We start from the raw sequence: 20,679 nt of genomic DNA, 5'->3' as shown, positions 1-20,679 counted from the left end.
GCGTTTATCCAGGATGCCCGCGTTATCGTTGGCGATTTTCGCGAGCAAGCTCGCTCCTACAGGTCATGCCGGTGTTGTCTGTTCTCGTTGGGGGGTGAGGTTCCTCGTTGAAGGGGACAGGATCAGTTGCGCGGCTTTTTCCGCGATCATCAGTGTGGGTGAGCAGGTGTTGCCGGAGGTGATGCGCGGCATGATCGAGGCATCGGCGATGCGCAGGCCGGGAACTCCGTGCACGCGCAACTGGGCATCGACCACCGCGTCCTTATCGTGGCCCATGCGGCAGGTACCCACCGGATGGAAGATCGTGGTGCCGATCCGCGCTGCGGCTTCCTGCAATTGTTCGTCGCTCTGCAGGGCTTCACCGGGCAAGTATTCCACCGGGTTGAAGGGGCGCAGGGCCTGGGCGCCGACAATGCGCCGGGTCAGGCGGATGGCAGCGGCGGCCACGCGTAAATCCTCAGGATGGCTCAGGTAGTTGGGTTGGATCAGCGGCGGCACAGAAGGATCTGCCGAGCGGATATCAATGCGCCCACGACTCTGTGGGCGCAAGTCGCAGACCGACGCGGTAAACGCCGGGAACGCGTGCAGCGGCTCGCCAAAGCGTTCCAGTGACAGTGGTTGCACATGGTATTCGAGGTTGGCCGTGGCCTGTTCCGGCCCCGAGCGGGCAAAGGCGCCGAGTTGGCTGGGGGCCATGGACAACGGGCCGCTGCGGTCATACAGGTATTGCAGGCCCATGCCCAGCTTGCCCCATACGGAGCCGGCGATCTGGTTCAGGGTGCGGGCGTTTTCCAGTTTGTAGATCAGGCGCAGTTGCAGGTGGTCCTGCAGGTTGCCGCCGACTCCGGGCAACTCGTGCAGCACCTCGATGCCCAAGGGCTTGAGGACGCTGGAAGGGCCGATGCCGGAGCGTTGCAGGATGCCGGGCGAACCCACGGCACCGGCGCACAGGATGATTTCCTCGCGTGTTTTCCAGGTGATGGCTTGCCCATGCTGGCGGCCAACCACGGCACTGGCGCGGCCGTCGTTCAATAACACACGATCGACCTCGACTTCGGTCAGCACCGTCAGGTTGGGGCGCTGGCGAATTGGCTTGAGAAACGCCTTGGCCGCGTTCCAGCGCACGCCGCTTTTCTGGTTGACCTGGAAGTAACCACAGCCTTCGTTATCGCCCTGGTTGAAGTCGTCGATATTGGCGATGCCACTTTGCTTGGCCGCTTCGCGGAACGCGTCGAGGATTGGCCAGTGCAGGCGCTGTTGCTCCACGCGCCACTCGCCGCTGTCGCCATGCAGGGGCGAGGCACCGGCAAAATGGTTTTCGCTTTGCTTGAACAGCGGCAGTACATCGTCCCAGGCCCATCCCGGGTTGCCTTCGGCGGCCCAGCCGTCGTAGTCGTTGGCCTGGCCACGCATGTAGATCATGCCGTTGATCGACGAGCAGCCGCCCAGCACCTTGCCCCGTGGATAGCTCAAGGCGCGGCCTTGCAGGCCTTCCTGGGCTTCGGTCTTGAAGCACCAGTCGGTGCGCGGGTTGCCGATGCAGAACAGGTAGCCGACGGGGATATGGATCCAGGGGTAATTGTCGCGGCCACCGGCTTCGAGCAGCAGCACGCGATGGGCGGGGTTGGCAGACAGTCGATTGGCCAGCAGGCAGCCCGCAGGGCCGGCACCTACTACCACGTAATCGTATTGCTCAGTTGCAATAGTCATCTGGGTCTCGCTTGTTTTTCTTATTGGCTCCATCCTAGTTGTTAGTTTTCGTCTTAAAAATGTTAGTTTTTACCCAGCTGCTGTGCGTTTTTAAACAGCGCTGTTCTCATGGCCGGGAAGGGAGGCGACATGTTCGACTGGAATGACCTGCGGTATTTTCTTGAGTTACAGCGCAGCGGGCGCCTGCTGACCGCTGCCCAGCGCCTGAAAACCACGCATGCGACCGTGGCCCGGCATATCGAGGCCATTGAGAAAAGCCTCGGCACTGCGCTGTTTGTGCAGCATGCCCAGGGTTATGAACTGACGCCGTCGGGTGAGGCGCTGCTCAAGCATGCCGAGGCCATGGAAAACGTCGCGCTGATGGCTGAGGAGGAACTGACCCATTCCGCCGCGCCCCTGGGTAAGATTCGCCTGGGAGTGGCCGAAGGGCTGGGGGTGATGTTCCTGGCCGGGCGCATGGGTGGCCTGTTCGAGCGTTATCCAGGGTTGGAAGTGGAGTTGGTGGCGGTGCCGCGGTTTGTCAGCATCCTTAACCGCGAGGCCGAGATCAGCATCCACCTGGAGCGGCCCAGCGTCGACCAACTGGTTACGCGCAAACTCACCGACTACCGCCTGGCGCTCTATGCCAGCCGCAGCTACCTGGCCCGCACGCCGCCTATCGAGAAGCGCGAAGACCTGGTCGCCCATGCCTGGATCGATTACGTCGACGACCTGTTGTTCAGTCAGGAGCTCAAGCTCCTCAGCAGTTTTTGCCGCAACCCCAGGGTGGTGTTCCACAGCACCAGCGTGATCGCCCAGCACCAGGCGGCGCGTTCGGGCCTGGGGATTGCCGTGCTGCCGTGCTTTATGGCCGCAGGCGACCCGGACCTGGTGCCGTTGTTGCCGCAGGAGGGCATCCAGCGCAGTTACTGGATCAGTTCCCGGCGCGAACTGCACAAGTCGGTGCGGTTGCGGGTGTTGTGGGATTACGTGGTGGAGTTGTGTGCCAAGGAGCAGGGGCTGCTGTTGGGCGGACTGTAGGGCGGCTTGCCGGCGATGGCGTCCAATAGGTTTGCGCGGGACTCAAGGACCTCATCGCCGGCAAGCCGGCTCCTACAGTTTCACGGTCTGATGCACCTGTTCACCACACGCACGGGCATCGTTGATCATCTTTTCAAACGGCGCACTGACGATTTCATCATGGCTCAACCAGCGCACTTTCTGGGTCAGCCGATAGTGATAGCGCAAGCCGTCCTTGAGCGGTTCGCCATCGAGTTCCAGGTCATACCAGGGCGAGCTGATCTTGCAGCCCTGCACCGGTTTGTCCATCTTCCCGCCGGTCAAGGTAAAGGTGTAGTCGACAGTGTCCGGATTGCCCAGGTACAGGTCGCCCTGTTGCCCGTTGCGGCGGTAGTTGAACAGGTCATCCCACTTCTCTTTCAGCGATTGGTCGGTATAGACGTAGCCGTTGTCGAGTTTCTCCAGGGCGCGCAGGTCGGTCATGCTGGCGTTGACGGTGTAGGTGTCGGGCACCACGAAACCGGTGGGCGGGCGGGTGACCTGGCAATCGCTGATTTCCCGGCCGAAGTTGTCGCAGATGTTCTGGTCGGTGGCGGTAGCGCCTTGCTCGCGGTCAGCGACGCTCAATTGCATCAGTGTCAGGCGGCTGAAGGTGACGCTGGCGCGGGTCGCACCGTTGCCCTGTTTGTCGTAATGCACTTGTTTGTCCAGGCGGATGCTGGTTTCAGGGCGCGCCAGGGGGATATGTTCCTCGCGTACCTGGCCCTGGGTGTCGTTGACGAGTACCCAGCGATCCTGGATGTCGGGCATGGCCTGGCCCGGGGCGAACACCGGGTTGGTTGGGTCCAGCCACCACACCTGGCCGGCTACTTCGGCACGCACGATGGCGTGGTTGGGCGCGCCGGTGCCCGGAATCAGCAGTGAATCCACCACATCCCCACGGCTGACCCAGGCGGTCTCGGCCTTGATCCCGCTGGCCTTGAGCATGGCGGTCAGGAGGATCGCGAGGTCCTTGCAGTCGCCATAACCGTGCTGTTCGATCTCTGCCAGGTTAAACGGCACATAGCCGCGATCCGTGGCGCGCCAGTCACCCAGGTAACGGTAGTGATCGTTGATGTACTGCATCAGGCCGGCCACTTGTTGCGCCGGGGCCAAGTCTTTCACCGTAGCCACGGCGGCGGCACTGCCTGCCGGTAGCTTGGCCGCGAGGATCTGGTTGTAGCGCTGGGCAAAACCACCGAAATGCTTTTGCACATCAAGGCTGCTGCCCACTTCGATACGTGGGATCAACCGCAGGTAGGCGTGACTCGATTCGTTGATGTAATTGAGATAGGTCGGCGCCTTCAGTTCGATATCCAGGGTCTTGCGATTGACCGAGGGGGTGATGGTGAAACCGTCCATCAACTCCGCGCGCCACTCGATTGGCCGTTCAGCCGTGAACCGTGCCTTGAGGCGGTCGCGACGGGCAGTGCTGGTGCCGAACTGCAGGGCGTAGTGGAACTCGGTCATCAGCGGCTTGGCGGCGTGATGTTCGCGCACGGTGTAGCGGATTTGCGTGCCGACCCGCAGGTTGGGAAAGGCCAGGGACGTTTGCTTGAGCCGGGAAAACCCCTGGTCAGGGTTGGGCGCGGTGCGCGTATCGATCTGCGCTTCGTCGAGGGGCTGCGGCTTGCCGCCGGGCTGGGTGGACTCGGCGTGCAGTACTTCAAAACCATCGCCCTCGGCATAGTTGAAGTCGATTCGCGACAATATTTCCCGGCCACTGGGCTTGAGGATGGTGTAGCGGTAGGTGGTGGTGCAATCGGTGCTGGCGTCACGGTTGAAGTGGCAGTGCAGCTCGGATTCGTTGGCAAGTGCAGCTTCGGCCATGGGTTGCGGCGCGGCGTAAGCGTGGTGCGAAACAAGCCCCAGACTTGCGCAAATCAAAGGGCGGTAAAACGAAAAACAGTGCATGGGCGCCTCAGGTGGAACGTTGACACAGATACCCTCGCGGGTACCAAGAAGGCGGCAGATGATAATGGATCGCAACACCAAAGACCAGCATTGTAGGACAATAAATATCGCTGAAAGGCCCGAGATAGAGCCTTTTGTTTGGTGGGAAGGGTCAGTCGATCAGCTCAAATTCACTGCTTGCCAGGCGTTCACCGTTCACAAGTACATGCACGGTGTGCTGGCCGGGGTAGTGCTTGCGCGTGGTCATGTCGCGGATGTGTTGGCGACGTAAAACTGTATGCCGCTCATCCGCGCCGAGGGTAAAGGTCTTGAGCTTGAACACCTTGGCGGCGCTATGGCCGGCGCTTTTTACATAGTCGATGGCGTAGTCCACCACCAGTTTTTGTGAGGTGCTGGCCATGGATTGCAGGGTAAACGACAGGTTGATGCGCTCACCCAGGCGAATCACCGCGGGCTCGACCTTCAAGTGCTGGATCTTCACTTCGGCACGCGCGCCTGCGCCCATGATCGTCAATGCACGGGTATTGCCTTGCTTGATCAGGCTGCGCAGGGCGTGGCGAGCGATCCAGGCGGTGTGAGGGTTGTCCAGTGACCAACTCTCGATAACATCCAGCACCCAGTCCGGATGGTCCTTGGTGATGTCGTTGAGGTGGTTGGCCACGGACTTGCGTACATACAGGCTGTTGTCGGCCTTGAGGTTATCCAGGATCGACGCGCACAGGCGCGGATCGGCCTGCACCCGGGCCAGGCGAAACGACCACGGCAGCCTCGGCCGCGAGCCCTCACTGGCGAGGCGGCGCACGTGCTCATTGTCGTCCAGCGACCACTGCTGCATCACCGCCAGCGTGGGTTCCAAACCCTTGAGCAGAAAAGGCCGCACGGCAAACTCGGCAGAACCAAAGGTGGTGAAGTACTTGAGCGCTGCCATCGAGCGCTTGAAGTCATCCTGGCCGTAGCAGGCCACAAAGTGCGGCAGGAACAGGCTGACAAAGCTGCTGTTCAGGCGCGGAGCCAAGGCATACAGATGCTTGAGGGTATGCGCATAGTCCAGGGGGATGACCGCGTGCAGGCTTTCGCTGACACGGGCCATGCGCTGCATCACCGACAACTGGGCCAAACCCTGCGTGGCGTGCTTGAGAAACCCCTTGGCGTCAAACGCCGGGTACACCGCACGCATTTCATCGGCGATGTGTTGCAGGCGTTCGAGGTTGAAGATTTCCTTGAGGGCAGGGGGGCTTTGGTCGGTCATGGGCAGTCCGCAGGAGAGGGCGATCATAAGACCTTTGCAAGGTAACACCTTGCTCAAGGCCGCGAAGATCAAAATGTAGGCGCTGGCTTGCCAGCTCCTACAGGGGGCGGTCGCTACAGATACCAGCGATATTCCCGTGCATTGATCTCCTGCTGGAAGGCCAGGTGATCCTGGCGTTTGTTCTCGCAATACACGTCGACAAACTCCGCGCCCAGGCCCTTGCGCAGGGCCGGTTGTGCCTGCATGGCGCGCACGGCCTCAAGCATTTCCAGGGGGAAGTCGTGGCCGCTGTCACGGTCCTCGTTCAACGGTGCGATGGGTTCGCGTGCAGCCTCCAGGCCATGTTCGAGCCCGACCAGGATGGCCGCCAGCACCAGGTAGGGATTGGCGTCGGCACTGGCCAGGCGATGCTCGATCCGCAGGTTGCGCGGATCAGACTCGGGGATACGCACGCAGGCGTCACGGTCTTCATAGCCCCAGCAGGCCTTGGTCGCTGCGTTGACCGTACCGCCCAGGCGCCTGAAGGCGTTGTGGTTGGGCGAGAAAATCGGCATGCAATGGGGCAGCAGTTCCAGGCAACCTGCCACCGCGTGGCGCAACGGTTGCTGCTGATGCGCCGCCAGCAGGTTATTACCGGCGCCATCGTACAGGCTGACATGCACATGCATGCCGCTGCCCGGATGTTGCAGGTAGGGCTTGGCCATGAAACTGGCGCGATAGCCATGCTTGAGGGCCACGCCACGGGTACTGCGGCAGAACAGGGCGGCCCAGTCGGCGGCGCGCAGGCCATCGTCGAGGTGGCCGAAATTGATTTCGAACTGGCCGGGGCCCAACTCGGCAGTGATCACCGTAATATCGATGCCCTGTGCCTGGGCGGTCTGCACCATGTCATCGAGCACCGGGGCAAACCGTGACAGCCGCTCGATATGCAGGGTGGGCTGGTCGTCCGGGTCATCGCTCAACGGGTCGCGGGCAAATTGCGGCAGGCCGTCGGCGAGTTTTCTGTCGAAAAGGTAGAACTCCAGTTCAAACGCCACCACCGGGTGAATACCCTTGCCGTGCAGGCGTTCGAGGACCTTGGCCAGCACTTCGCGGGGTTCGAATTCGATGGGCGCCTCGGTACCGTCGGAGGTGATCAGCATCTGTCCCAGGGGCTGCGCCTCCCAGCTCACCGGTTTGAGCGTGCCGGGCACCAGGCGGCGGTTGGCGTCCGGGTCGCCGTCATGGAAGCAGTAGTCGCCGATCTTGAACAAACCGCCCTGGGCGCCTAGCAGCACGGCGTTCTGTGGCAGTTTCAGAGGGCTGCCGGCGGCGACTTTTTCCAACATTTCAACCGGGTAGCGCTTGCCGTAGAACCGCCCGGGAATGTCCAGGGAAATCAGGTCGACGTAACGTACATCCGGATGGTTCTGGCGAAAGGTCCGCACTTCGGCCAGTAACGTGGAGGAATGGCTTTTCACGGGTGACGCTCCTTGGTGTGCCTCAGTTGTAGACCCACAGCACGCGGGCCGGCAGGTCAGTCAGGTTGCCGTAGCGGCAGTGGGCGAAACTGGCCAGGTGAAAGCTGTCGCCGGGGCCCAGGGTGACCGCGTCGGCCTCGCCTTCGACCCATAGCGTCAGGTGGCCTTCAAGCACAAACCCGGCCTGTTCGGCGCGGTCGCTCATGGTCTGTTCACCGCTGTTGGCGCCAGGGGCCAACCAGCTGTCGAGCATCGAGAACGCCCCGTTCATGCTCGGTGAGACGAGGATGTCGGTAATGCCATTGGCGTAGTACACCGTGCGCCGCTCGTTGGGCCGCGTGACCCAATCCACGGCCTTGGGCTTGGGTACGCTGTAGAAATAAGTGGTGGGCACATCGAGGGCGTGGCTGATAGCAGTCAGGTCTGCCACGGTGGGGCGCGACAAACCGCGTTCGACCTGGGACAGGAAACCCACCGAGCGTTCGATCTTTTGCGCCAGCTGGGTCAGGGTGAGTTTCTTGTACTTGCGCAGGTCGTGGATCAGGGTCGCCAGGGCGTCCAGTTCTTCTTGTTTGTCCATGGGAGTATTTTCGTGAAATTCTTATCTTTAAATTTCATGAAAAAATACATGATTAATTTCATGGGCGCAACGGACAAGCGCCCTGTCTGGCTTGATTGAACGGTTTGAACCTTACTCGCGCTCAAAACTGCTTGTCTGGTTACCGTCAGCATCGAACACATTGACCCGGTTCGGCACCTGCGCATCCCAAATGCTGTAGGTCGCATCGTTGCTGTTGGACGGGTAGCTGTAGCTGGTATAGGAGCCCAGTTTCTTCGCCACGCGGTTGTTCTTGTCGATCAGCACCAAGCCCTCAAACCCATCCATTTCTGCAGCGGCCAGGTTCTTCTGGAAGGGGGTGAGCTTGGTGTAGGTCACGGGCACGCGAAGTTTGCCGTTCATATCAATGGCGCCGTAACGGCTGCCTTTTTGCACCACCGCCATGCCGTTGGAGAACGTATTCACGTCATCGAATGGCAGGCTGAACGGCAGCGCCTTGCCCTGTTCATTGATGAAGCTGTATTTGTTGCTTTTACGGTCCTGGATCAATAACGGCTGGCCCTGCACAAACTGTCCGAAGACCGTTGCGCCGGCCGGATTGAGTTTTTTCATGCCCAGGTCGTAGACGTCGGTTTGATGCTTGTCGGCAGAGGTGGCGTAGATAAAGGCTCCCGCGCCGTTAACGCTGGAGTAGCGTGGCGCCAGCAGCTCCTTGCCGCTCAGGTTCCAGGCACCGTATAGCGAGTCCGAGCCATAGGTTTTCTGGCCCGGACGGGCGATGAACACCTCGCCGACGACACTGGGGTTGACGTACTTCATCGGCACCACGACCTGCAACTTCTTGACGTCGTAGATACCGTAGGGGCCATTGGTCTCGCGCTGGACCACCATCAACCGGTCGTTGATCTGCTGTTCGATGCTTTCGAAGGGCAGTTCATTGAGCGTGTGCGTGCCAGGCACAAAGGCAAAGTACTTGAACAGCAACTGGCTCCAGCCCTCGCCAGAGGACTTCTCGCCGACCATCATCTGGTAGACATCAGGCATTTGGGTGTACTCGATACGCTCGAAGCGTGGCTTGACCACCCATTGTCCCTGGTTATCGATAAACCCCTTTTTTTCGCTGGCGCTGTCGAAGGCAATGTAGCGATCACGGGGCGCCAGGTTGTTGCTCATTTCCAGATCAATCGTTTGTGGTTGCGCCGGTTCCAGCAGGTAGATGACCACACTGGCAGGCGTGTCTTCGAACTGGTAAGTCACCTGGACATTGCTCAGGTCGCTGTCTGAGCTGGGCAGGCTGCTGGCGAATTTTTCCAGGTGATCCTGCACGGCTGCGGCATTTTTGAAATCGTCGAAATGGTCTTCCATGCGCAGCAGTTCGTTGTAGTACGCCTTCAGGTTGGCCTTTTGTGCGGCCGTGGGCGAGGTGTTGGAGCTGCTGCCGCCGCTGTACAGGGTCTTGCCGTCGGCGGTCAGGCCCTGGATCACATAGGACTTGTGCTTGGGCGTGGCCAGTTGCAGGGCCGCGCGTGAGTCGCCGAGGGCGGTCAGTTGGTAAGTCTCGCCGTTTTCACCGGTGACTTTCGGGTTGGCCTGGTCCAGCAGGATTTTCTTGAAGCCAGGGTAAGCCTGGTAGTGCAGGGCAACACTGATGCGCTCAACCGGCTTGTTGACCTTCAGCTCGGTGCTGGTGTGGTTTGGTTCTTCTTCGCTATTGGCGTCCTCAAGGACCACCTCGGCAAACGGCTGTTGGGTGCCATCGCGAAAATGCACGGTCTGGATCTGGTAGCTGCCTGTGCTTTCCTGATCCGGCAGCGCGCCAAGCTTGAGGGTGTCGCGGATCGTTTCGACATCCAGATTGAGCCCGGAGCCATTGTCGAAAAACACCTGTTGGAAGTGCAGCGGTGTTTGCTTGAGGGTGGTTAACGCAGCCTTCAATTGCTGATCGGGGAAGGGCACGAACGGCTTGTCGTAGCTCAGTTCTTTGTGCGCCTGGGGCTCGCCGGGCGTGGGGGTGGCCGGGCCGATTTCCAGGCGCATACTTTCGATCACCGCAATGCGGTTGAGGCTGTCGCGCATATCGAGGATCAGGTAATTCAGGCGCTTTTTCGCTTCCGCCAAGGGCAGGTCCCGAATGCCATCCACACCGCCTTCATTGAGCTGTGCCTCGCTGTACTCGGCGTCTTCAAGCAACTCGGTGTCAGCATTGCGGCCCAGCAGGTAATACGTTGCGCCGCCGATCACCGCGATCACAATCAAGGCGCTAGCCAATAGTTTGGTTCGGGACAGAGCTGTTTTCATCGTGCTTGGACTCGTCAGTAGGCTGGCGCAAGGAGAGTAGTACCGTATACACGTTATTCAGAATTGTGGATTTAATTTTTGCATAAATGCATAAAGCAGCATTTTTTGCCGCTCATCCTGCGTTAAGGTAGCGACTGGCCCCATTGCAACGAATGCCTTCAGAGAAAGAGAGCAGGATGCTGACCACAATAAAAAGTTACCCCCGCACCGTGAACCTGCTGCTGTCAGCCACGCTGATTCTGACGCTGGCCAAGGCGATTACCTTTCCGTACATGGTGATCTACCTTACGAGTCACTTTGCCCTGGGCATCAGCCAGGTAGGCCTGGTGATTGGCAGTTCGCTGATCGTCGGCTCCCTGCTGAGTGTGTACGGCGGCTTCCTGGTGGACCGGGTCAACAGTTATCGCTTGTTGCTGGGCCTGAGCCTGCTGTTTGTCCTGGGGTTTGTCGGCACGCTGCTGGCGCGTGACCTGTGGTTGTTCTATGCCTGCCTGATCCTGATCAACCTGGCCTATGCGGTGATCGATATTGCGGTCAAGGCCGGGTTTGCCAGCCTGTTGCCCGAGGATGCGCGCAGCGAAGTGTTTTCCATCAAATACACCCTGACCAATATCGGTTACGCGGTAGGGCCGTTTTTTGGTGCGATGATCGCCAAGGCCGATATCAGCCTGCCGTTTGTATTGTCGGCGGTACTGGGGGCTGGGTTTTTCCTACTCTACTGGCGTTGGGGCGACCGCACCCTGGCGACGGTTGACACGGCGCAAAAACCGGTGTCGTTCCTTGCCGTTGGCCGGGTGTTGCTGCGTGATCATCGGCTGGTGTGCTTTACCGTGGGCGGCTTGCTCAGCGCAGTAGTCTTTGGACAGTTCACTGCGTACCTGTCGCAGTACCTGGTGACGACCTCAAGTGCGGAGTACACCTACAAGGTCATCAGCGCGATTCTGACCACCAACGCACTATTGGTGATCGCCCTGCAATACGTGATTGGCCGGCAGATCAGCCACCGTCACCTGAGCCGCTGGCTGATTCTCGGGCTGGGCATGTTCATGCTGGGGGTGATTGGCTTTGCGCTGTCCACCAGCGTGTGGTGGTGGGTGGTGTCGATGGCGATCTTTACCGTGGGGGAAATCATCGTATTCCCCGCTGAATACATGTTTATCGACCGCATTGCCCCGGATCACCTGCGGGGCATGTACTACGGCGCGCAAAACCTCTCCAACCTCGGTGCCGCCCTGGGGCCGGTGTTGTGCGGGCTGGTGCTGGCCAGCCTGCCGGCGCACTACATGTTCTACATGCTGGCGGGGTTTATCGTGGCCGGCGGGCTGTTCTATTTTATCGGCGCGTCGTTGAAACCGCGTCCTGACACCGCACACCCCCTGTAGGAGCCGGCTTGCCGGTGAAGGGGGTGAGCGATGATGAGCACAACCAGGCAAAACGCGGTGCCCTGGCGTTTTTCGCTGGCAAGCCAGCTCCTACAGAGGTGGGGTGTCAGATGGACACTGTCTCGCCCACGGTGTTGCTGTGCAACTCATAGCGCAATTCCTCGACCATCGTCGCGACGTCCTGCGGGGTCTTGAGCTTATTCACGCTGATCCCGGTGACGACCAGGTCCACCCGGCCGCTCTCGGCGTCAAACACCTTCAAGGTCAGTGACGAGTCGCGACACAGGGTGAACTCGCAGGTCAGCGGCAACAAGGCTTCCTCGATGCAATTGCGCAGTTGGGCCAAGGTAAACATGCCAGCCCCCATTAACGACGACGCAGCAACAGACCCAGGAGCAGACCCACGCCCGCCACGATTGCCACAGTGGCCAGGGGTTTGCGTTGGGCAAAGTCACCGACATTGTCCAGCACATCGCCATAGGTCTGTTGCAGTTGGCCGGCCGCCTGGCGCGCTACGCCCTTGGCCTGGAGCTGTTCGTCGTCGGTCATGTCGCCGAGAAAGTCCTGAGCTTTGCCCGCTGCTTTTGCGATGCGGCCTTTGACCTGTTCACTGTTCATGATGCCTCCTTGAAGGGCAAAAAAATCGCCATGGCACAGGGCGTCAAACCCAGTGCCTACCCTTCAAGGTTAAGCAGCGCAGCGGTGTGCAATAAGGCGAATTTGCACTGGTAGTCCTAGTGCATTTGCACCTTATTTCGGGTTTTTTGCCCGCCGCTCCCCGGCAAACAACCCTCGTTCGCGGGCCCAGACGATGGCGGCACTGCGGCTGTGTACGTTGAGTTTGGAATAGACCGTAGCCACATGATTGCGCACGGTGTTGGGCGCCAGCTTCAGGCGCGAGGCGATTTCCTTGTCGGCCAGGCCTTCACAGATCAGCCCCAGTACATCCCGCTCACGGGCGGTCAAGTCGGTGAACGCGATGTTCGGCAGGTTGGGGCTGTTGACGCTCTTGGCGTTGGCCAGTTTTTCAATCAGGGTCTGACTGAACCAGGACGCGTCCTTCATCACTTCTTCGATGGCCGATACCAACTCCAGCTCCGAGCGTTTGCGTTCGGTGATGTTCATCATCACCAGCAGGTAACAGGTGGTGTCCTGAATGCTCACGGTGTCGGCCGACACCACGCAATCAATCACTTCGTTGCCTTTCTTGCGGATCTTCAGATCCTGGCCATCGAGGTTGCCGGCCTTTTCCAGGGTGGCGAACAACTGCGTGCAGGCCTCGCTGCTGTCGATAAAGTTGATCTCGGTGATGGACTTGCCGATCAGTTCTTCACTGGTGTAGCCGGTGATGCTCATGAACGCGTCGTTGACGTCCACCACTTGCTGATTGCCCGCATCGCACACCAGGGTCGGCACCGGTGTCAGGCGGAAAGACTTGGCAAACCGCTCCTCGCTCTGGCGCAGGGCGGTTTCGGCCTTGCGCCGGGGCTCAAGGTCAGTGAAGGAAAACAACATGCATTCCTCATCGTTCATATCCAGCGGCTGGCCGGCGACAATCACCAGCTTGCTGCCGCCTTCAGGCAGCTTGAGCTCGGCTTGCATCTGCGGGATGGTCGCCCCTTCGCCCAGGCGCTGGATCGCCAGCTCCTTGCGTTCGGCCTGTTCCAGCACATCCAGTTCGTATACCGAGCGGCCGATCACCTGATCGCGGTTGTGACCGGTCATTTCGAGGAAACCCTGGTTGACCTTGATATAGCGCAAATCGCTCAAGCGGCAGATCACCGCCGGTGCCGGGTTGGCGTTGAAGGTCTTTTCAAAGCGCTGCTCGGCGCTGGCCCATTCGGTGGCGTCGCTGAGGATCAGCACCAGCAGTTCCGGCTTGCCGGCGCTGTCGGTGAGCGCCAGGCTGCGCAAGCGATGAACCCAGGTGCGGTCGGCGTCGGCGGTGGGGGTGACTTCGACTATCACGTCACTGAACGCTTCGCCGTTGGCCACCCGGCTCAGCGGATAGGCCTCCAGGGCCAGCGGGTGATTGTTGCGATAGCGCAGGGCAAAGCGCTCGGCGTATTCGGCGGTGTTGGCACCGAGCCCGGCAATGTCATCCAGGCCATGCATGGCCAGCGCGGCTTCGTTGGCCCAGAGAATGCTCTGGTCGACCTCGGCGAGAATCACCCCATCGGACAGCCCGGAGATGATCTGCTGCAATTGGCGGCGATTGGTTTCTTGGGCGAGGACGGCCTGGCTCATGGTTTCTCCAAAATGGGTAGGTAAGGACAACCGTGTCTCCTGTAGGCGCGAGCTTGCTCGCGAAGGTCTCCAACGGTAACGCGCGCGCCCTGGAAGAACGCGGCGCCCTCAGGTTCTTCGCGAGCAAGCTCGCGCCTACAAAACAGGGCGTGTCTGGCACATGTGGAGTACGACAACAGAGCCTGAGCATAGTGCAGAGCCAATCACCCTGGCAGGGTGCGAATGCACCAGTGTACCTAGTGCAATTGTGCCGAGACCGCAGCCACCGACCTGGACACACTGAAGGCCTACTCATTTGTCCAAGGATCGATCATGACCACCCTCTATGAAACCAACCGTTCGCCGTTTCGCGTGTCTTGGGGCTCGGTACTGGCCGGTAGTGCAATTGCCCTGGTGACCTCTCTGGTACTGAGCGTACTGGGCACCGCCATCGGCGCCAGCGCGGTCGACGCGATGCAGGCCGGTAACCCGTTGAGTGGCTTTGGTACCGGCGCTGGTATCTGGCTGTTTGTCTCCACGCTGCTGGCGATTGGCGTGGGTGCCTTCGTTGCCGGGCGCACGGCCCCGGATCGCGGTGGCCTGCATGGCATCCTGAGCTGGACCATCACCACCTTGCTGACCACCTGGCTGCTGGCGGCGTTGGCCACCAGCGTTGTCGGCGCAGCGGGCAATGTCGTAGGCAAAGGCCTGTCGGCGGCGGGCAGCGGGATTGCCGCCGTGGCGCCGGGTATCAGCGACAGCGTCAAGCAGCAGTTGAACGAACAGGGCATCAGCCTGGATTGGGACAGCTTGCAGGGCGAACTCGACACCTTGCTCAAGCAAAGCGGCAAGGCTGAGCTGGATCCGGCCACGGTCGAGCAGAAAGCCGAGCAGATTGGTGCTGATGGCAAGCAATCGGCCACCGATGCAGCAACCGACCCGGCCCAGGCTGCGACCGAACTCAAGCAATGGTTCGAGCGCGTCAAGGCTTCCGGTGAGCCTGCGTTGAATGCGGCGGACAAAGAAGCGCTGGTCAACATTGTCGCGGCCCGCACCGGCAAGAGCCAGGCCGAGGCCAGCCAGATTGTCGAGAACTATGCCCAGGCATATCAGCAGGCCGTGCAGAAAGTCGAAGAGCTCAAGGCCCAGGCTGAACAAAAGGCCCGCGAAGCCGGTGAAATCGCGGCCCAGCAACTGTCCCGCGCGGCCTGGAGCACATTGCTGATGTTGCTGTTGGGGGCTGCATTGAGCTTTGGTATGGGGCGCCTGGCCATTTCGACTCGTAAAGTGCCAATGGCTTGATCAAGGCCAATTGATGTCTTAGCGGCATCACCTTGCGTGAGCGCGTAAACTGTCGACCTTTTACGCGCATCACGCAAAGGTATGCTTTTGACCCTGCTAAAAACCACAACCCTGCTGTTACTCACCCTCCTGCTGGCAGCGTGCGGCACTTCACCGCCACGCACGCCCAATGACATCTGTGGCATCTTCCGCGAAAAGGATGACTGGTACGACGCGGCCAAAGTCACCCAGAAGCGCTGGGGTGTGCCGATCCAGGTGCCGTTTGCCATCATGTATCAGGAGTCGGGCTTCCGGCAGAACGCCAAGACCCCGCGCAAATACCTGTTGTGGATCATTCCCTGGGGCCGTGTCAGCACCGCCGCCGGCTACGCCCAGGCCAAGGATGAAGTGTGGGGCGACTACCAGAAAAGCACCGGCCGCAACTGGGCCAGCCGCCAGGACTTCGACGATGCCATCGACTTTGTCGGTTGGTACATGGACAAGACCGCCACCATCAACGGCGTGTACAAATATGACGCCTATGGCCAATACCTGAACTACCACGAAGGCTGGGGCGGTTACCGTAACCGCACCTATGCCAGCAAGGCGTGGCTGTTGCCGGTTGCCGGCAAGGTCAAGGCCCGCTCCGATATGTATGCACGCCAATATGCGGGGTGCAAGGCGGACCTGGAGCGGGGGTTCTGGAGCCGGTTTTGGCGGTGGCTGTGAGTGAGCGCGGGTAAGACTCATGGGCCTTACCCGCGTGTTTACGCGACCAATCTTCCAACCAAAGGCACAATCAACAAGGTGCTCAGCGCCATCGAAATCACATTGCCGATGTAAGGATGAAAGTGCGCCGGCATCCGTCCTGCAATTGCGCAGGCCAATGGCGGCGCAACCAGCGCCCCGAGCAATGCACTTGAGCCGATCACCATCCAACTGCCGCCATGGGTCAGCACTGCCGCTGGCACGACCGACACCAACGGCACATAGGTGGGATACCAACCGCGCTTGATCCACTGGCTGCGCCAGATCACCACGCCCAGTGCCGAAGTCAGCGCCTGGGCGCCGACCAGTTGCAGCACCAATCCCGAGCCATAGGCGGCGCTCACGGGGTTCAAGGCATACGCCAGCATGACCCCGGCCAGCAGGCCGAGGCTGGCCCACTCATTACCGAAAAACGGCGCTTCGGAAAAATCAGCCAACACCCTGCGCAGGCTCCAGGCCACGCCATAAGACGGTGGCTTGGCCGGGGCCGGCCTGGGCGGGGCGATATAGCCGGAACGCACCAGCACCGGTACGCGTCGGCACACTACAAAGGCAATCACGCTGCCCACCGCCATGCCCAGTACGTTGCCAATCACGACAGGCAAACCCAGCGGGACACAGACAAAATTGACGATCAGCAAGCACGTTGGCGTGACCAGTAGCGCACCCAGCAACGCGCCGTTGAGCGTGACCTTCCAGCCGCCGCCAAACATCAGCACCATTGCCGCCGGCAATGACACAAACGCCGCAAAGGTCGGCTGCCAGGTAGCGGCGGTGACCGTCCACCCCCACAGCAGGTTACTCAGCAGCAGGCCCAGCAGGGAACTGGTTACCAGCCACGGCCATAACCCACTGCCGTAGCAAATCGCAAAACCCTGCCAGCGCTTGCCGGTTCGGCTGGCCCACCAGGCCAGGTATGCACCCGCCAACAAACCGAGGGAGGCCAGTTCATGTTTGTAGAAGGCCACCTCGCTGATATCCCCCACTACCCAGCGTAGCCAGGCGATGGGCTCCGGAAAGCCCTCCACCATATCGTTGTAGCCGGGCCAGGAGCCTGGGTGTGTGAATGCAATCCAGAGGATCAGCAAGGCGCTGATGAGCCCTAGTGTGATTACCGCCTTATCGACCGATGATCGTTCGGTGCCGGGTTTCAGGAACAGGTTTTCCATGATCCACCGTCCTTTTAGCGTGGCAGGGCGGGGTGTTGGGAATACCCGAGCATCTGATCGTAAAGATCATTGCGCCGGTCACGTTGCAGGTCATTGAGGCTGTTCCAGATCGGCGCACTGCGGGCACTGGTCAGGTCGATATCGGCGAACAGAATTTCCTGGCGATCGGCTGACGCCACTTTGCCGATGGGCCAGCCATTGGTCCCGGCAATCAACGAGCAGCCCAGGTAGCGCGCGTCGCGCTCTTCACCGATACGACTGGCAGCGGCGATGAACACGTTGTTGACGTGTGCCGCAGTCATGGTCAGATAGGACGCCATGCATTTGCCGGCCTCATCGAACAGCGGCGGCGGTGTCCAGACCCAGTTGTTGAGGCTGCAAATAATGTCGGCGCCTTGTTGGCTGAGGATGCGTGGTACTTCCGGGAACCAGATATCCCAGCAGATCAACAGGCCAATCCGCCCGATAGGTGTTTCAAACACCGGAAACCCCAGGTTGCCGGGGGTGAACCAGAGTTTTTCCAGGTTCCACAGATGAGCCTTGCGGTATTTGCCGATCAACCCATCCGGCCCCAGCAATACCGCGGTATTAAACAGTTGCCGGCCATCGATCTCATTCAGGCCCGCCACCAGATACACCTGGTGCGTGGCGGCAAACGCCATCCAGGCCTGCACACTGGCGCCGCCTGGAATGACCTCGGCATGCTCGAATGCATCCTGGCGACTGCTGAAGAAATAGCCGCAGTTCGACAACTCGGGCAGTACGATCAGGTTAGCCCCACCGTTGACGGCCTCGGCGGCCAACGCCAGGCTGCGGCGTAGATTGCTTTCGCGGTTATCCAGGCCGACCTGGGGGGCGAACTGCACGACAGCGACGCGGACAGGGCTTGTTGGTTCGCTCATTGCGGGTGACCTCTTATTGTTATGCAACCGGGGTGGTTGGTTTTTCATAAGAGGGGAAAAAATGGGTGAGGTTAAGTCAGATGCTTCTGGCTGAGCTGTAGCCTGGATCCTTTAGAGGGCGCTTGCCAAAGGCGCTTGATTCTGGGAAAAAGCCAGCCTGTATGAACCCAACGAGACCCCCATGAGCAACGAAGAACTGCAAATCACCGACCTGCGCCAAGGCGACGGAAAAACCGTGGTCAAGGGGGCGCTGATCACCACCCAATACACCGGCACCCTGGAAGACGGTACGGTGTTTGATTCCTCCTGGGAGCGGGGCAAGCCGTTCCAATGTGTGATCGGTACCGGTCGAGTGATTAAGGGTTGGGACCAGGGCTTGATGGGCATGCAGGTCGGTGGTGTGCGCAAGCTGTTTGTGCCGGCGCATCTGGCCTATGGCGAGCGGACGATGGGTGCGCATATAAAGCCCCATAGCAATCTGCATTTTGAGATCGAGTTGCTGGAAGTGCTGACGCGCGATGATTGAAGGTCCAAGACCCGACTCCTACAGTGATTTGTCCTACCGTTCGCCTGTCTCCCCTTGAATGGCGGGTGCTGCTGCTGATACTGTATAAAAATACAGTATTCGGTATCCCGCCATGCAGTTGATCGAAAAACTCAGCATCCTCGCCGATGCCGCCAAGTACGACGCGTCATGCGCCAGCAGCGGTGCGCCCAAGCGCAGTTCCGAGGGCAAGGCGGGGCTGGGCTCGACCGACGGCATGGGCATCTGTCACAGCTACACCCCGGACGGGCGCTGTGTGTCGTTGCTCAAGGTATTGCTGACCAATTTCTGCCTCTACGACTGCCAATACTGCGTCAACCGCCGCTCCAGCGACGTGCCCCGTGCGCGGTTCAGCCCGGAGGAGGTGGTGACGCTGACCCTGGACTTCTATCGGCGTAATTGTGTCAGCGGGTTGTTTCTCAGTTCGGGGATCATCCGTTCGGCGGACTACACCATGGAGCAACTGGTACGGGTCGCCAAGTTGCTGCGCGAGGTGCATGACTTTCGCGGTTATATCCACCTCAAGACCATTCCCGAAGCGGATCCTGCATTGATTGCCGAGGCCGGGCGTTACGCCGATCGCTTGAGCGTGAACATTGAACTGCCCACCGATAAAAGCCTGCAGATCCTGGCGCCGGAAAAGCAGATCGGCTCGATAAAGCAGGCGATGCAGACGATTTTCACCGGCGAGCAAACCGTGCTCAACGAACCCCGTGCACCGCGTTTTGCGCCAGCGGGGCAAAGCACGCAGATGATTGTCGGTGCCGATGACACGGACGACAGCACCATCCTCCACGGCGCCGAGGCGTTGTATGGCAACTTCAAGTTGCGCCGGGTCTATTACTCGGCGTTCAGCCCGATTCCCAATAGCCCGAAAAGCGTGCCTCTGGCGGCGCCGCCGTTGATGCGTGAGCACCGCTTGTATCAAGCGGATTTCCTGCTGCGCAGTTATGGTTTTCGCGCCAATGAACTGTTCGCGGGGCCGGGGGATCTGGCGCTGGATATCGACCCCAAGCTGGCCTGGGCCCTGGAGCATCGCGAGGTGTTCCCGCTGGACCTGAACCGTGCCGAGGCGACCTTGATCGCGCGTATCCCGGGGATTGGCCTGCGCACCACCGAGCGTCTGGTGGAACTGCGCCGGCAACGCAAGATCCGCTTTGAGGACCTGGCGCGCATGCGCTGCGTGCTGACCAAGGCCAAGCCGTTTTTCATCACCAGTGACTACCATCCCCAGCAGGCCGAAAGCACCAGCGTGCTGTTGCGCGAGCAACTGCGTGATCGTCCGCAACCGCAACAGATGGGGTTATGGGGATGATCAGCCTGGAGTGCGACAACCTGTTCAGCACCTGGCGCGAGCAGGCGCGCTGGTTGCTCAGCCATCAGATCGACCCCAGCCATGTGAGTTGGGGCGAAGTGGAAGTGGCCGACCTGTTCGCCACCGATGAGCACTATCCGACCCACAATGGCCCGTTCCAGGCGCGTATTCCCAAGGCCCTGCTGGAGCTGCTGGAAAGTGCCGCCTGTTACCACGGCGAACAACGCTGGAGCCTGCTGTACGAAGTGCTGTGGCGTGTCAGCCATGGCGACCGCACGGCGATGATGGCGGGGGATCAACTGGGCAGCGAACTGCAACGACGGATCAAGCAGGTACGACGCGAAGCCCACCACCTGCATGCGTTTGTGCGCTTTATCGCCCTGCCGGCGGCAGTGGGCCCGCAGATGCCGGAGTACGTGGCGTGGCATGAGCCGGCCCACGATATCCTGCACAGCGCCAGCCAGCACTTTGTCGGGCGCATGGGCCGTCATCGCTGGATGATCGCCACGCCACTGGATGGGGTGTATTACGACGGTGAGCAGTTGATTCATCAACGCCAGTGCCCGGAGCAATGGCAGCAATTGGCACGGAATGTCGAGGATCCACACAGTGCCATGTGGCTGACCTACTACAGCCATATCTTCAACCCGGCGCGGTTGAATCCCAAGGTCATGGAAGGGCACTTGCCGAGCCGGTTCTGGAAGAATCTGCCGGAGGGCAAGTTGATACCGGGGTTGATCAGCGAGGCGCGGACGGGGAAGCAGCGGGATGGACAGGCGAGCCTCGTGGCGGCTCGGCGAGGTAAGAAAATATCAAGCGGGCACAGTTAAATGTGGGAGCGGGCTTGTGTGGGAGCTGGCTTGC

The 20,679-nt window shown here is 60.3% G+C and carries 18 protein-coding genes and 1 pseudogene; 8 read left to right on the top strand and 11 right to left on the bottom strand.

The features are described from left to right. Positions 1–63: 63 nt before the first annotated feature. Positions 64–1,710, bottom strand: coding sequence for a GMC family oxidoreductase (locus BFQ03_RS18645; protein WP_065943679.1), 1,647 nt, complete (start codon positions 1,708–1,710; stop codon positions 64–66). 129 nt (positions 1,711–1,839) lie between these two features. On the opposite strand from BFQ03_RS18645, the gene BFQ03_RS18640 reads away from it, so the two are divergent. After that, positions 1,840–2,730 carry a LysR family transcriptional regulator gene (locus BFQ03_RS18640; protein ID WP_032860213.1) on the top strand — a complete coding sequence of 297 codons (891 nt, stop codon included), beginning with the start codon at positions 1,840–1,842 and terminating at the stop codon, positions 2,728–2,730. A gap of 72 nt (positions 2,731–2,802) precedes the next feature. Here BFQ03_RS18640 and BFQ03_RS18635 read toward each other — a convergent pair whose 3' ends face one another. The 5 genes from BFQ03_RS18635 to BFQ03_RS18615 form a co-directional block, all read right to left on the bottom strand. Then, positions 2,803–4,662 carry a DUF3857 domain-containing transglutaminase family protein gene (locus BFQ03_RS18635; protein WP_065943680.1) on the bottom strand — a complete coding sequence of 620 codons (1,860 nt, stop codon included), beginning with the start codon at positions 4,660–4,662 and terminating at the stop codon, positions 2,803–2,805. A 151-nt stretch (positions 4,663–4,813) separates the two neighbouring features. After that, positions 4,814–5,911, bottom strand: coding sequence for a DNA alkylation repair protein (locus BFQ03_RS18630; protein ID WP_065943729.1), 1,098 nt, complete (start codon positions 5,909–5,911; stop codon positions 4,814–4,816). A gap of 113 nt (positions 5,912–6,024) precedes the next feature. After that, the gene (locus BFQ03_RS18625) at positions 6,025–7,371 is read right to left on the bottom strand and encodes a glutamine synthetase family protein (protein WP_032860211.1); all 1,347 of its coding nucleotides are present in this window, start codon (positions 7,369–7,371) and stop codon (positions 6,025–6,027) included. A 22-nt stretch (positions 7,372–7,393) separates the two neighbouring features. Further along, complete coding sequence (locus BFQ03_RS18620; protein ID WP_065943681.1) at positions 7,394–7,951, bottom strand: helix-turn-helix domain-containing protein; 558 nt, start codon at positions 7,949–7,951, stop codon at positions 7,394–7,396. A 111-nt stretch (positions 7,952–8,062) separates the two neighbouring features. Further along, the gene (locus tag BFQ03_RS18615) at positions 8,063–10,228 is read right to left on the bottom strand and encodes a WG repeat-containing protein (RefSeq protein WP_065943682.1); all 2,166 of its coding nucleotides are present in this window, start codon (positions 10,226–10,228) and stop codon (positions 8,063–8,065) included. A 176-nt stretch (positions 10,229–10,404) separates the two neighbouring features. Between BFQ03_RS18615 and BFQ03_RS18610 the strand changes: the two genes are divergently transcribed. Further along, positions 10,405–11,610, top strand: coding sequence for an MFS transporter (locus tag BFQ03_RS18610; RefSeq protein WP_032860208.1), 1,206 nt, complete (start codon positions 10,405–10,407; stop codon positions 11,608–11,610). Positions 11,611–11,716: 106 nt separating this feature from the next. Here BFQ03_RS18610 and BFQ03_RS18605 read toward each other — a convergent pair whose 3' ends face one another. From BFQ03_RS18605 to BFQ03_RS18595, 3 genes are all read right to left on the bottom strand, one after another. Then, entirely contained in the window at positions 11,717–11,965 is a 249-nt protein-coding gene (locus BFQ03_RS18605) for a DUF1652 domain-containing protein (RefSeq protein WP_032860207.1), read from the bottom strand. Between the two features lie 11 nt (positions 11,966–11,976). Continuing rightward, a complete protein-coding gene (locus BFQ03_RS18600; protein ID WP_032860206.1) occupies positions 11,977–12,228 on the bottom strand; it encodes a CsbD family protein in 252 nt (83 codons plus the stop codon). Between the two features lie 132 nt (positions 12,229–12,360). Then, complete coding sequence (locus tag BFQ03_RS18595) at positions 12,361–13,857, bottom strand: PAS domain S-box protein (protein WP_032860205.1); 1,497 nt, start codon at positions 13,855–13,857, stop codon at positions 12,361–12,363. 32 nt (positions 13,858–13,889) lie between these two features. Between BFQ03_RS18595 and BFQ03_RS30745 the strand changes: the two are divergent. The 3 genes and pseudogenes from BFQ03_RS30745 to BFQ03_RS18585 all read left to right on the top strand — a co-directional run. Further along, positions 13,890–13,997, top strand: a pseudogene (locus tag BFQ03_RS30745) (outer membrane lipoprotein carrier protein LolA); the annotation flags it as partial. Between the two features lie 172 nt (positions 13,998–14,169). After that, positions 14,170–15,138: a hypothetical protein gene (locus BFQ03_RS18590; protein WP_065943683.1), complete on the top strand. Its 969-nt coding sequence runs from the start codon at positions 14,170–14,172 to the stop codon at positions 15,136–15,138. A gap of 87 nt (positions 15,139–15,225) precedes the next feature. Further along, positions 15,226–15,846: a transglycosylase SLT domain-containing protein gene (locus BFQ03_RS18585; protein ID WP_223232698.1), complete on the top strand. Its 621-nt coding sequence runs from the start codon at positions 15,226–15,228 to the stop codon at positions 15,844–15,846. Between the two features lie 38 nt (positions 15,847–15,884). On the opposite strand, the gene BFQ03_RS18580 is transcribed toward BFQ03_RS18585, so the two are convergent. After that, positions 15,885–17,054 (bottom strand): hypothetical protein, encoded by a 1,170-nt coding sequence (locus tag BFQ03_RS18580; RefSeq protein ID WP_139115706.1) that lies wholly within the window; start codon positions 17,052–17,054, stop codon positions 15,885–15,887. A gap of 14 nt (positions 17,055–17,068) precedes the next feature. Further along, entirely contained in the window at positions 17,069–17,956 is an 888-nt protein-coding gene (locus BFQ03_RS18575) for a nitrilase family protein (protein ID WP_065943685.1), read from the bottom strand. A gap of 181 nt (positions 17,957–18,137) precedes the next feature. Between BFQ03_RS18575 and BFQ03_RS18570 the strand changes: the two genes are divergently transcribed. The 3 genes from BFQ03_RS18570 (at position 18,138) to BFQ03_RS18560 (ending at position 20,645) form a co-directional block, all read left to right on the top strand. After that, on the top strand, positions 18,138–18,482 hold the full coding sequence (locus tag BFQ03_RS18570) for an FKBP-type peptidyl-prolyl cis-trans isomerase (protein WP_065943686.1): 345 nt from the start codon (positions 18,138–18,140) through the stop codon (positions 18,480–18,482). A 112-nt stretch (positions 18,483–18,594) separates the two neighbouring features. Continuing rightward, entirely contained in the window at positions 18,595–19,815 is a 1,221-nt protein-coding gene (locus BFQ03_RS18565) for a putative DNA modification/repair radical SAM protein (RefSeq protein ID WP_032860186.1), read from the top strand. After that, positions 19,812–20,645, top strand: a complete 834-nt coding sequence (locus tag BFQ03_RS18560) for a TIGR03915 family putative DNA repair protein (protein WP_032860185.1) — start codon at positions 19,812–19,814, stop codon at positions 20,643–20,645. Before BFQ03_RS18565 ends, BFQ03_RS18560 begins: the two co-directional genes overlap by 4 nt. Positions 20,646–20,679 lie beyond the last annotated feature (34 nt).

It is taken from the genome of Pseudomonas sp. 25 R 14 (genome assembly GCF_900004755.1).
GTDB classification, from domain to species: domain Bacteria; phylum Pseudomonadota; class Gammaproteobacteria; order Pseudomonadales; family Pseudomonadaceae; genus Aquipseudomonas; species Aquipseudomonas brenneri.
This window is presented reverse-complemented; position numbering and strand designations above follow the sequence as displayed.

What these genes read in the sequence shown, in the direction of transcription:
- BFQ03_RS18645 (WP_065943679.1), bottom strand. Translation starts at nt 1,710, where the DNA reads ATGACTATTGCAACTGAGCAATACGATTACGTGGTAGTAGGTGCCGGC.
- BFQ03_RS18640 (WP_032860213.1), top strand. Translation starts at nt 1,840, where the DNA reads ATGTTCGACTGGAATGACCTGCGGTATTTTCTTGAGTTACAGCGCAGC.
- BFQ03_RS18635 (WP_065943680.1), bottom strand. Translation starts at nt 4,662, where the DNA reads ATGCACTGTTTTTCGTTTTACCGCCCTTTGATTTGCGCAAGTCTGGGG.
- BFQ03_RS18630 (WP_065943729.1), bottom strand. Translation starts at nt 5,911, where the DNA reads ATGACCGACCAAAGCCCCCCTGCCCTCAAGGAAATCTTCAACCTCGAA.
- BFQ03_RS18620 (WP_065943681.1), bottom strand. Translation starts at nt 7,951, where the DNA reads ATGGACAAACAAGAAGAACTGGACGCCCTGGCGACCCTGATCCACGAC.
- BFQ03_RS18615 (WP_065943682.1), bottom strand. Translation starts at nt 10,228, where the DNA reads ATGAAAACAGCTCTGTCCCGAACCAAACTATTGGCTAGCGCCTTGATT.
- BFQ03_RS18610 (WP_032860208.1), top strand. Translation starts at nt 10,405, where the DNA reads ATGCTGACCACAATAAAAAGTTACCCCCGCACCGTGAACCTGCTGCTG.
- BFQ03_RS18605 (WP_032860207.1), bottom strand. Translation starts at nt 11,965, where the DNA reads ATGTTTACCTTGGCCCAACTGCGCAATTGCATCGAGGAAGCCTTGTTG.
- BFQ03_RS18600 (WP_032860206.1), bottom strand. Translation starts at nt 12,228, where the DNA reads ATGAACAGTGAACAGGTCAAAGGCCGCATCGCAAAAGCAGCGGGCAAA.
- BFQ03_RS18595 (WP_032860205.1), bottom strand. Translation starts at nt 13,857, where the DNA reads ATGAGCCAGGCCGTCCTCGCCCAAGAAACCAATCGCCGCCAATTGCAG.
- BFQ03_RS18590 (WP_065943683.1), top strand. Translation starts at nt 14,170, where the DNA reads ATGACCACCCTCTATGAAACCAACCGTTCGCCGTTTCGCGTGTCTTGG.
- BFQ03_RS18580 (WP_139115706.1), bottom strand. Translation starts at nt 17,054, where the DNA reads ATGGAAAACCTGTTCCTGAAACCCGGCACCGAACGATCATCGGTCGAT.
- BFQ03_RS18575 (WP_065943685.1), bottom strand. Translation starts at nt 17,956, where the DNA reads ATGAGCGAACCAACAAGCCCTGTCCGCGTCGCTGTCGTGCAGTTCGCC.
- BFQ03_RS18570 (WP_065943686.1), top strand. Translation starts at nt 18,138, where the DNA reads ATGAGCAACGAAGAACTGCAAATCACCGACCTGCGCCAAGGCGACGGA.
- BFQ03_RS18565 (WP_032860186.1), top strand. Translation starts at nt 18,595, where the DNA reads ATGCAGTTGATCGAAAAACTCAGCATCCTCGCCGATGCCGCCAAGTAC.
- BFQ03_RS18560 (WP_032860185.1), top strand. Translation starts at nt 19,812, where the DNA reads ATGATCAGCCTGGAGTGCGACAACCTGTTCAGCACCTGGCGCGAGCAG.